The sequence below is a fragment of the Pseudomonas sp. UBA4617 genome (genome assembly GCF_002386445.1).
Classification (GTDB): Bacteria; Pseudomonadota; Gammaproteobacteria; order Pseudomonadales; family Pseudomonadaceae; genus Aquipseudomonas.
The window spans coordinates 116,518-124,493 of the sequence record NZ_DGIR01000054.1 but is presented as its reverse complement, the minus strand read 5'-3'; the positions used below and the strand labels follow the sequence as shown (position 1 = coordinate 124,493).

The 7,976-nt window shown below is 64.3% G+C and carries 9 protein-coding genes and 1 pseudogene; 7 read left to right on the top strand and 3 right to left on the bottom strand.

Translation table 11 applies throughout. The features are described from left to right. Positions 1-472: pseudogene (locus tag B4L76_RS22970) on the top strand (transcriptional regulator); the annotation flags it as partial. Here the strand turns inward: B4L76_RS22970 and B4L76_RS22965 are convergent. Next, positions 448-930, bottom strand: coding sequence for a TIGR02444 family protein (locus B4L76_RS22965; protein WP_296235367.1), 483 nt, complete (start codon positions 928-930; stop codon positions 448-450). The pseudogene B4L76_RS22970 and the gene B4L76_RS22965 sit on opposite strands and share 25 nt — an antisense overlap. A gap of 50 nt (positions 931-980) precedes the next feature. Between B4L76_RS22965 and B4L76_RS22960 the strand changes: the two genes are divergently transcribed. From B4L76_RS22960 to B4L76_RS22950, 3 genes are all read left to right on the top strand, one after another. Continuing rightward, complete coding sequence (locus tag B4L76_RS22960) at positions 981-2,891, top strand: ATP-binding cassette domain-containing protein (protein ID WP_296235366.1); 1,911 nt, start codon at positions 981-983, stop codon at positions 2,889-2,891. Further along, positions 2,891-3,478 (top strand): mechanosensitive ion channel family protein, encoded by a 588-nt coding sequence (locus B4L76_RS22955; protein WP_296235365.1) that lies wholly within the window; start codon positions 2,891-2,893, stop codon positions 3,476-3,478. The genes B4L76_RS22960 and B4L76_RS22955 overlap by 1 nt, the downstream gene beginning before the upstream one ends. 118 nt (positions 3,479-3,596) lie before the next feature. Beyond that, positions 3,597-4,229 (top strand): LysE family transporter, encoded by a 633-nt coding sequence (locus tag B4L76_RS22950; protein WP_296235364.1) that lies wholly within the window; start codon positions 3,597-3,599, stop codon positions 4,227-4,229. 77 nt (positions 4,230-4,306) lie between these two features. Here B4L76_RS22950 and B4L76_RS22945 read toward each other — a convergent pair whose 3' ends face one another. Together B4L76_RS22945 and B4L76_RS22940 are read right to left on the bottom strand one after the other, a co-directional pair. Then, positions 4,307-5,059, bottom strand: a complete 753-nt coding sequence (locus B4L76_RS22945; RefSeq protein ID WP_296235363.1) for a slipin family protein — start codon at positions 5,057-5,059, stop codon at positions 4,307-4,309. Between the two features lie 2 nt (positions 5,060-5,061). Beyond that, on the bottom strand, positions 5,062-6,408 hold the full coding sequence (locus B4L76_RS22940) for an NfeD family protein (protein ID WP_296235362.1): 1,347 nt from the start codon (positions 6,406-6,408) through the stop codon (positions 5,062-5,064). Positions 6,409-6,505: 97 nt separating this feature from the next. Between B4L76_RS22940 and B4L76_RS22935 the strand changes: the two genes are divergently transcribed. The 3 genes from B4L76_RS22935 (at position 6,506) to B4L76_RS22925 (ending at position 7,975) form a co-directional block, all read left to right on the top strand. Next, positions 6,506-6,964: an aminoacyl-tRNA deacylase gene (locus B4L76_RS22935; protein WP_296235361.1), complete on the top strand. Its 459-nt coding sequence runs from the start codon at positions 6,506-6,508 to the stop codon at positions 6,962-6,964. A 60-nt stretch (positions 6,965-7,024) separates the two neighbouring features. After that, positions 7,025-7,267 (top strand): DUF2789 domain-containing protein, encoded by a 243-nt coding sequence (locus B4L76_RS22930; protein WP_289131614.1) that lies wholly within the window; start codon positions 7,025-7,027, stop codon positions 7,265-7,267. A gap of 69 nt (positions 7,268-7,336) precedes the next feature. After that, positions 7,337-7,975 (top strand): NADH:ubiquinone oxidoreductase subunit N, encoded by a 639-nt coding sequence (locus B4L76_RS22925; protein ID WP_296235360.1) that lies wholly within the window; start codon positions 7,337-7,339, stop codon positions 7,973-7,975. Position 7,976: the final 1 nt, after the last annotated feature.

Genomic DNA, 7,976 nt, shown 5'->3' with positions numbered 1-7,976 from the left:
GGCGGCCAAGCCAGCAGCCAAAACCACTGCTGCCAAACCGGCGGCCAAGCCAGCAGCCAAAACCGCTGCTGCGAAACCGGCGGCCAAGCCAGCAACCAAAACCGCTGCTGCCAAACCTGCGACCAAGCCAGCAGCCAAGACCGCTGCCGCGGCCAAACCGGCAGCCAAGCCAGCGGCCAAGACCGCTGCTGCGGCCAAACCGGCAGCCAAGCCAGCGGCCAAGACCACCGCAGCTGCCAAGCCAGCTCCAGCCAAGACCGCTGCTACCAAGCCCGCCGTGAAACCGGCTGCTGCAAAAGCGCCAACCCGTACCGCGGCCAAACCAGCAGCGGCCAAGCCCGCCGAAACGAAGCCGGCCACGCCCGCTGCCAGCAGCCCGGTCGGCGCGACCAACTCGGCTACTCCTGCCGCTTCGGTGGCCCCTTCGGCACCCGCCAGTACCTCGGTTCAGGCGCCGTCTTCGGCATCCTGAAGCGCGGTCGCCGCGACGCGCAACTGGTCCAGCGCGTCGTGGCGGCGGGCCAGGTCCGGTACCAGCCGGGCCAGCCAGTCGTCCGCGGGCACATCGGCGTCCGCGGGCCACTGTTGTGCGCACGCTTGCAAGCGTTCCAGCAAGGCCTTTTCGGCCTCTAATTCCAACTGCCTCACCTGATCCCGCAGCACCGCCAGCTGCGCATCACCCTGCGCCGCCGTGCGCCACTGTTGCCGCAAGTTGCGTAACGGCGCGACCACGTCACGCTGCCAGGGCTCGGCAACCTCGCGCAGCCGCTGCGCGCGTTCGTCCAGCACAGCCACGCCATGCGCTTGCAGCCAGGTTGCGCAAAGCAACAGGCAGACATCGCTACCCTGCGCCTGCAAGGCGAGGCAGGCCGCTTCCACGCCGGGCCTGGCGTACAGGGCCAGGGCATAATTCCACAGGTCGGTGTGCATGGTTCCACTCGCGCTATGGGCCGAGGAAGCTGGTAGACTCCGCGACCATCATGATCAGACTATCCAACCTCACTTTACAGCGTGGTCCGCAGCGCTTGCTAGAAGGCGCCGAGATGACCCTGCACGCCGGTCACAAGGCCGGCCTGATCGGCGCCAACGGTGCCGGAAAATCCAGCCTGTTCGCCTTGCTGCGTGGTGAGCTGTCGCCCGATGCCGGCGATTGCCAACTGCCCGGGGATTGGCGCATCGCCCACATGCGCCAGGAGGTCGACACGCTCGACCGCCTGGCTGTGGACTATGTGCTTGACGGTGATGCGCGCCTGCGCAAGGTGCAGGCCGAGCTGGCTGCGGCAGAGCAGGCCCACGATGGCACCGCCCTGGCACGTCTGCACAGTGAGCTGGAAAGCGCCGACGGCTATACCGCCGATGCACGTGCCCGCAAGTTGCTGGCCGGCCTGGGCTTCACCAACGAGCAGATGGACCGCCGCGTCGGCGACTTCTCCGGGGGCTGGCGGATGCGCCTGAACCTGGCCCAGGCACTGATGTGCCCGTCCGACCTGCTGCTGCTCGACGAGCCCACCAACCACCTCGACCTGGACGCAATCCTGTGGCTCGAGGACTGGCTCAAGGGTTACCCCGGCACGCTGTTGCTGATTTCTCACGACCGCGACTTCCTCGATGCCGTGGTCGACCATGTGCTGCATGTCGAGCAGCGCAAGCTGAACCTGTACAAAGGCGGCTACACCGCCTTCGAGCGCACCCGTGCCGAGCGCCTGGCGCAGCAGCAACAGGCCTACGAGAAGCAACAGGCGCAGCGCGCGCACATGGAAAAGTACATCGCCCGCTTCAAGGCCCAGGCCACCAAGGCGCGCCAGGCCCAGAGCCGGATCAAGGCCCTGGAGCGCATGGAAGAGCTGTCGGCGGCGCATGTCGATTCGCCATTCGACTTCGTCTTCCGCGAGTCGCAAAAGATTTCCAGCCCGCTGCTGAGCCTGTCCGAAGGCCGCCTGGGCTACGGTGACAAAGCCATTCTCGACAAGGTCAAGCTGCAGCTCACTCCAGGGGCACGCATTGGTCTGCTCGGCCCCAACGGTGCCGGCAAGTCGACCTTGATCAAGAACCTGGCAGGCGAGCTCGAGCCGTTGTCCGGCCGCCTGGTACGGGGCGAAAACCTTGCTGTCGGTTACTTCGCCCAGCATCAGCTGGACTCGCTGGACGACAAGGCCAGCCCGCTGCTGCACCTGCAGCGCATCGCCCCTGCCGAGCGCGAACAGACGCTGCGCGATTTCCTTGGCGGTTTCGACTTCCATGGCGACCGTGTCGACGAGCCGGTGGTGCATTTCTCCGGTGGCGAAAAGGCCCGCCTGGCGCTGGCGCTGATCGCCTGGGAGCGGCCGAACCTGCTGTTGCTTGACGAACCGACCAACCATCTCGACCTGGAAATGCGCCTGGCGCTGACCATGGCCCTGCAGGAGTTCGCCGGTGCTGTGGTGGTGGTGTCCCACGACCGCCACCTGCTCAAGAGCACCACCGACGACTTTCTGCTGGTAGCCGACGGCAAGGTTGAAACCTTCGACGGCGACCTGGACGACTACAGCCGCTGGCTGGTCGAATTCCGCCAGCGCAGCGCGCCGGCCAGTAATGCCCCGGTCAACCCGGACAAGACCGACAAGAAAGCCCAGCGCCAGGCGGCCGCCGCATTGCGCCAGCAACTGGCCCCGCACAAGAAGGCCGCCGACAAGCTCGAGACCGAGCTCAACCAGGTACACGCACAACTGGCCGAGATCGAAACCGCGCTGGGTGATGGTGGCCTCTACGACGCGGCGCGCAAGGATGAACTGCGCGACCTGCTGGCGCGCCAGACCAAGCTCAAGCAGCGCGAAGGCGAACTGGAAGAGGCCTGGATGGAAGCGCTGGAAACCCTTGAAAGCATGCAGGCCGAGCTCGAGGCACTGTCCTGATGGAAGAACTGCGTTCGCTGCTGCCAGGGCAATGGATGGACACCTTCTGGCTGGGCCTGCAGATTCTGTTGATCCTGGTGGCGGCGTTCGTCCTGCAGCGCATCATTGCCCGTGGGCTGAGCCGCCTGGGCCAGCGTTATCCATTGCCGCCGGAGTTGCTGGTGCCGGTGCGCGGTGGCCTGCGCTGGCTGATCATGGGCAGCGCGCTGCTGTTCGTGCTGGAGCGCCTGGGTGTATCGGCAACGGTGCTGTGGACGGCATTGTCCGGCTTCGTCGCGGTGGCGGCGGTGGCGTTCTTCGCCATCTGGAGCGTGCTGTCCAACCTGCTGTGCGCGGTACTGATCTTCACGGTCGGGCCGTTTCGCATCGGCGACGTGGTCGAACTGGTCGACACCCTGGACAAGCCAGGGGTAAAGGGCCGGGTTATTGCCATCAACCTGCTGTTCACCACCCTGCTGGAAATGCCCGAGGCGGGAGGGGCACTGGTGCAGGTACCGAACAGCCAGTTTTTCCAGAAGTCGGTGCGGCGCTGGCGCGGCGCTGAGGTGCAGTCGCCGCAACAAGAGTCGCCGGCCGAGGCTGACTGAAACCAGTACCGGCCTCTTCGCGGGTGCAGGCAATACAAATACTGCAAAATCTGCTGGTTATTTTTTCATCAACACCTTAGCTTTACGTTTTGCAACATATGTTCGAGCGAGGTGTGTGATGTCGATGGACGTGTGGTTGGGCTTCTTTGCCGCCTGTTGGGTGATCAGCCTTTCACCCGGCGCCGGGGCAATTGCCTCGATGTCCAGCGGCCTGCAATATGGTTTCTGGCGTGGTTACTGGAACGCCCTGGGCCTGCAGCTGGGCCTGGTTGTGCAAATTGCCATCATTGCCGCCGGCGTCGGTGCCATCTTGGCCGCTTCGGCCACGGCGTTTCACATCATCAAATGGTTCGGGGTCGGTTACCTGGTGTACCTGGCCTACAAGCAGTGGCGGGCCTTGCCGCTGGACATGAGCGATGACTCCGGCGTGCGCCCGATCGGCAAGCCACTGAGCCTGGTGTTCCGTGGTTTCCTGGTCAACGTCAGCAACCCCAAGGCGCTGGTGTTCATGCTGGCGGTGCTGCCACAGTTCATCAACCCGCATGCCGCACTGCTGCCGCAGTACGTGGCCATCACCGTGACCATGGTCGCTGTCGACATGCTGGTAATGGCCGGCTACACCGGCCTGGCTGCGCGGGTGCTGCGCCTGCTGCGTACGCCCAGGCAGCAGAAGCGTCTGAACCGGACCTTTGCCGGGTTGTTCCTGGGGGCTGCAACCTTCCTGGCGACCTTGCGCCGCGCGCCAGTCTGATCGACCCGAGGTGGCTCCTGCAGGCGTTATGCGTTCCTTGCAGGAGCGGCCTGGTGTCGCGCGCAACGGGCCGCCAGTCATTTCTGTTTGTCCATCAACCCCTTGAGCAACTCTACCGGTAGTGGAAAGACAATGGTCGAGCTCTTGTCACCGGCGATCGCCCCCAGCGTCTGCATATAGCGCAACTGCATCGCGCCCGGCTCCTTGCTCAGCATCTGCGCTGCCTGCATCAACTTCTCCGACGCCTGCAACTCGCCTTCTGCATGGATGACCTTGGCCCGCCGTTCGCGCTCGGCCTCGGCCTGGCGGGCAATGGCGCGCACCATCGATTCGTTGAGGTCGACGTGCTTGATCTCGACGTTGGCCACCTTGATACCCCAGGCGTCGGTCTGGGCGTCCAGCACCTGGCGGATGTCCGCGTTCAGTTGTTCGCGTTCGGCCAGCAACTCGTCCAGTTCGTGCTTGCCCAGTACGGCGCGCAAAGTGGTCTGGGCCAGCTGGCTGGTCGCCACCAGAAAATCCTCGACCTGGATGATCGCTTTCTGCGGGTCAAGCACACGGAAGTAGACCACGGCATTGACCTTGACCGAGACGTTGTCGCGGGTGATCACGTCCTGCGGCGGCACATCCAGCACCACCGTGCGCAGGTCGACCCGCACCATCTGCTGCAGCACCGGAATCAACAGGATCAGCCCCGGCCCCTTTACCTGCCAGAAGCGGCCCAGCTGGAACACCACCGCGCGCTCGTATTCGCGCAGGATGCGGAACGCCGACAGCAACAGCATCAGCAGTACGACCAGTACCGCGCCGAAACCCAGTTGCATGAACATGGTCACTCTCCTTGCGCCGCAGGTGCGGCGGCGCTCACTTCCAGCATGACACCTTGGCGGGCTGTCACCCGCACGCGCTGGCCTGGCTGCAATGGCGTTGCACATTGCACCTGCCATTGCTCGCCCTGGGCCAGGACAAAACCGCAGAGCGGGTTGCCGGCCATTACCCCGGTGATCGTGACCATGCTGCCAACCAGGCCTGCATCGCCGCTGAGCACCGCTCGGCGACGGGCCTTGAGGGCCATGCCCATCACACCGCCGATCAGCAACGCCGAGAGCAGCGCCAAGGTGCCGATCAGGGCCAGTGGAATGCCGAAGCCGGGGGCGTCGGTGTCGATCAGGATCAGCGCGCCGACCACGAAAGCGACTATGCCGCCAAAGCCGACCACGCCGAAACTGGGCAGGAAGGCCTCGCCGATCATGAAGGCGAGGCCGAGCATTATCAGGGCCACCCCGGCAAAGCTCACCGGCAGCAGCTGCAGCGCATATAGGGCCAGCAGCAAGCAGATGCCGCCAACCACACCACCGACCGTCGAGCCAGGGTTCATGAACTCGAACAGCAGGCCGTACACCCCGATCATGATGAGGATCAGCGCCACGCTCGGGTTGGTGATTACCGCCAGTACCCGTGTACGCCAGTCCGGCAAGTGCTCGACCAGGCTGGCGCCGGTGGTCTGCAGCTGACGGGGCTGGCCCGCGATAGTGAGGGTTTGGCCATCGAGCTTGCGCAGCAGCCCGGGTAGGTCATCGGCCACCTGATCGATCACGTTCAGTCGCAAGGCCTCGCTGGCCGACAGGCTTACCGCCTCGCGCACGGCTTTCTCCGCCCAGTCGGTGTTGCGACCGCGCAGCTGCGCCAGCCCACGTATGTAGGCCGCGGCATCATTGACCTGCTTGCGGGCGAGGGTTTCGTCAGCGCTGCCTTTGGCCTTGTCCTGTCTGGTAGCGCCGGGCGGGCCGCCGATCTGTACCGGCGTGGCGGCGCCGAGGTTGGTCCCTGGCGCCATGGCCGCGATGTGGCTGGCGTAGAGAATGTAAGTACCGGCGCTGGCGGCGCGGGCCCCGCTTGGGGCCACGAAGGTGGCGACCGGTACCGGGCTGGCGAGAATCGCCTTGACCATCTGGCGCATGGCGCTGTCCAGCCCACCCGGGGTATCCATACGGATGACTACCAGTTGCGCGCCCTGCGCCTGGGCCTGGTCGAGGCTGCGCACCAGGTAGTCGGCGCTGGCCGGGCCGATGGCATCGTCGATGCCCAGCACCCACACGGCACCGGGCGCACCCTGGCCGCCCGGCGCGATGCCAAGCAGCAACAGCAGCAACAGCCAGCGCCAGTAGCGGGCAATCACCTGTCGTCACCTCGTGTGTTCTATTGCACAAGTTTAGCCCTGCCGGTCGGTAGCCGACCTAGAATTGGACATTGGGGGACGAAACCGGAGGTGCATCATGCGTATGGCAAAGACTCTGCAGGATCGCCTGACCCAGGCCAACTGCGACTACGACATCATTCCCCATCCCCATTCGGCCACCAGCCTGGAGTCGGCCCGCACGGCCGGGGTGCCCGCGGAACGAGTCGCCAAGTCGGTGGTGCTCGATGACCGTCATGGCAACTACATCATGGCCGTGTTACCGGCCAACCGGCACCTGGACATGACCAAGGTGCGCATGTCCGGGGCCTGGCAACTGACCCGCGAGAGTGGCCTGCCGAGCCTGTTCGGCGATTGCGAGCGCGGTGCCGTACCGGCGCTTGGCGATGCCTACCAGATAAAGATGCTGCTTGATTCGAGTCTTACCCGCCAGGGCGATGTCTATCTGGAGGCGGGTGACCACGATCACCTGATCCACATGAGCATCGAGCAATATCTCAAGCTGGTGCCGCGCGCCGAAGTGCGCGAGCTCAGCTGATGCTCCCAACCCATGCCGGGCCGGCATCGTTGACGACCGGCCCGGCGCCGAGGAGGAACCATGGACAAGCCGATTCATCCGTTGTCTGAGATTTTCAAACAGCTGGGGCTGTCTGACGATCCGGTCGACATCGACCGCTTCATCACCACCCATTCGCCGCTGGATGACGATGTAAAGCTGGTTGACGCGCCTTTCTGGAGCGATTCACAGCGTGCGTTCCTGAAAGAGAAGTACATCGCGGATGACGACTGGATCCCGATGATCGACCAACTGAACGAGGCGTTGCACCCGCGCAAGAAATAAAGCGCCGAGTGGTGGCTGACGAGTGATTGGCCGTTGCTATGCTCAGGAAAACAACAAGGGGATAGCGCGATGAAAGATCCCTACGCACCGGGTTTCTGGTGCTCCGTGACCATCCTGGGCACCCTGACGGCCAGTTACTTCTATGGCATCAGGCAGGCGCAACAGATGAACCAGGCTGTGCATTTCCTGTATGCCGCTGCTGCGGTCACCGTGGCGGTGGCACTGGTGGCGCTGACCTGGATCGCCTGGCAGCAACTGCACCTGAACAAGCGCGAAGTGGTGCAGGGGCGAACGTTACTGACCATCTGGAACACCAAGGTGGCATTGCGCCGCGTCGAAACGGTGTTCGATCGCTATTTCTGGGGCAGCTACTGGCATTCCGGGCGCACCTTCGAAGAAGTCATGGGCGAGCTGAAAGGCACACCGCTGGAGCAGAGTCTGGATGCGCTGAAACACCAATGTCGGGTGCTGGACCGCGAGATTCATGACCATCATCACCACTGGCTGGCCAATGCCCGCGACCTGTCCAGCGTTGCCCAGGCGATGGCCCGTGAGCGCTACCAGCTGGACCTGGGCGAGCCCACCCACAGCGGCCATGGCAACACCGCCGTGCTCAATCGTGACCTGGAAGTGCTGGTGTACACCTGGTCGGCACGCCTGCGCAGCTTCGACCATCAACTGGACGAACTGGAGCGCGCCTACCATTGAG

Bases quoted from the DNA above. Each gene is read 5' to 3' on its own strand.
- B4L76_RS22930 (WP_289131614.1), top strand. From the start codon at position 7,025: ATGGACAAGCCGATTCATCCGTTGTCTGAGATTTTCAAACAGCTGGGG.
- B4L76_RS22960 (WP_296235366.1), top strand. From the start codon at position 981: ATGATCAGACTATCCAACCTCACTTTACAGCGTGGTCCGCAGCGCTTG.
- B4L76_RS22950 (WP_296235364.1), top strand. From the start codon at position 3,597: ATGTCGATGGACGTGTGGTTGGGCTTCTTTGCCGCCTGTTGGGTGATC.
- B4L76_RS22965 (WP_296235367.1), bottom strand. From the start codon at position 930: ATGCACACCGACCTGTGGAATTATGCCCTGGCCCTGTACGCCAGGCCC.
- B4L76_RS22935 (WP_296235361.1), top strand. From the start codon at position 6,506: ATGCGTATGGCAAAGACTCTGCAGGATCGCCTGACCCAGGCCAACTGC.
- B4L76_RS22925 (WP_296235360.1), top strand. From the start codon at position 7,337: ATGAAAGATCCCTACGCACCGGGTTTCTGGTGCTCCGTGACCATCCTG.
- B4L76_RS22945 (WP_296235363.1), bottom strand. From the start codon at position 5,059: ATGTTCATGCAACTGGGTTTCGGCGCGGTACTGGTCGTACTGCTGATG.
- B4L76_RS22955 (WP_296235365.1), top strand. From the start codon at position 2,891: ATGGAAGAACTGCGTTCGCTGCTGCCAGGGCAATGGATGGACACCTTC.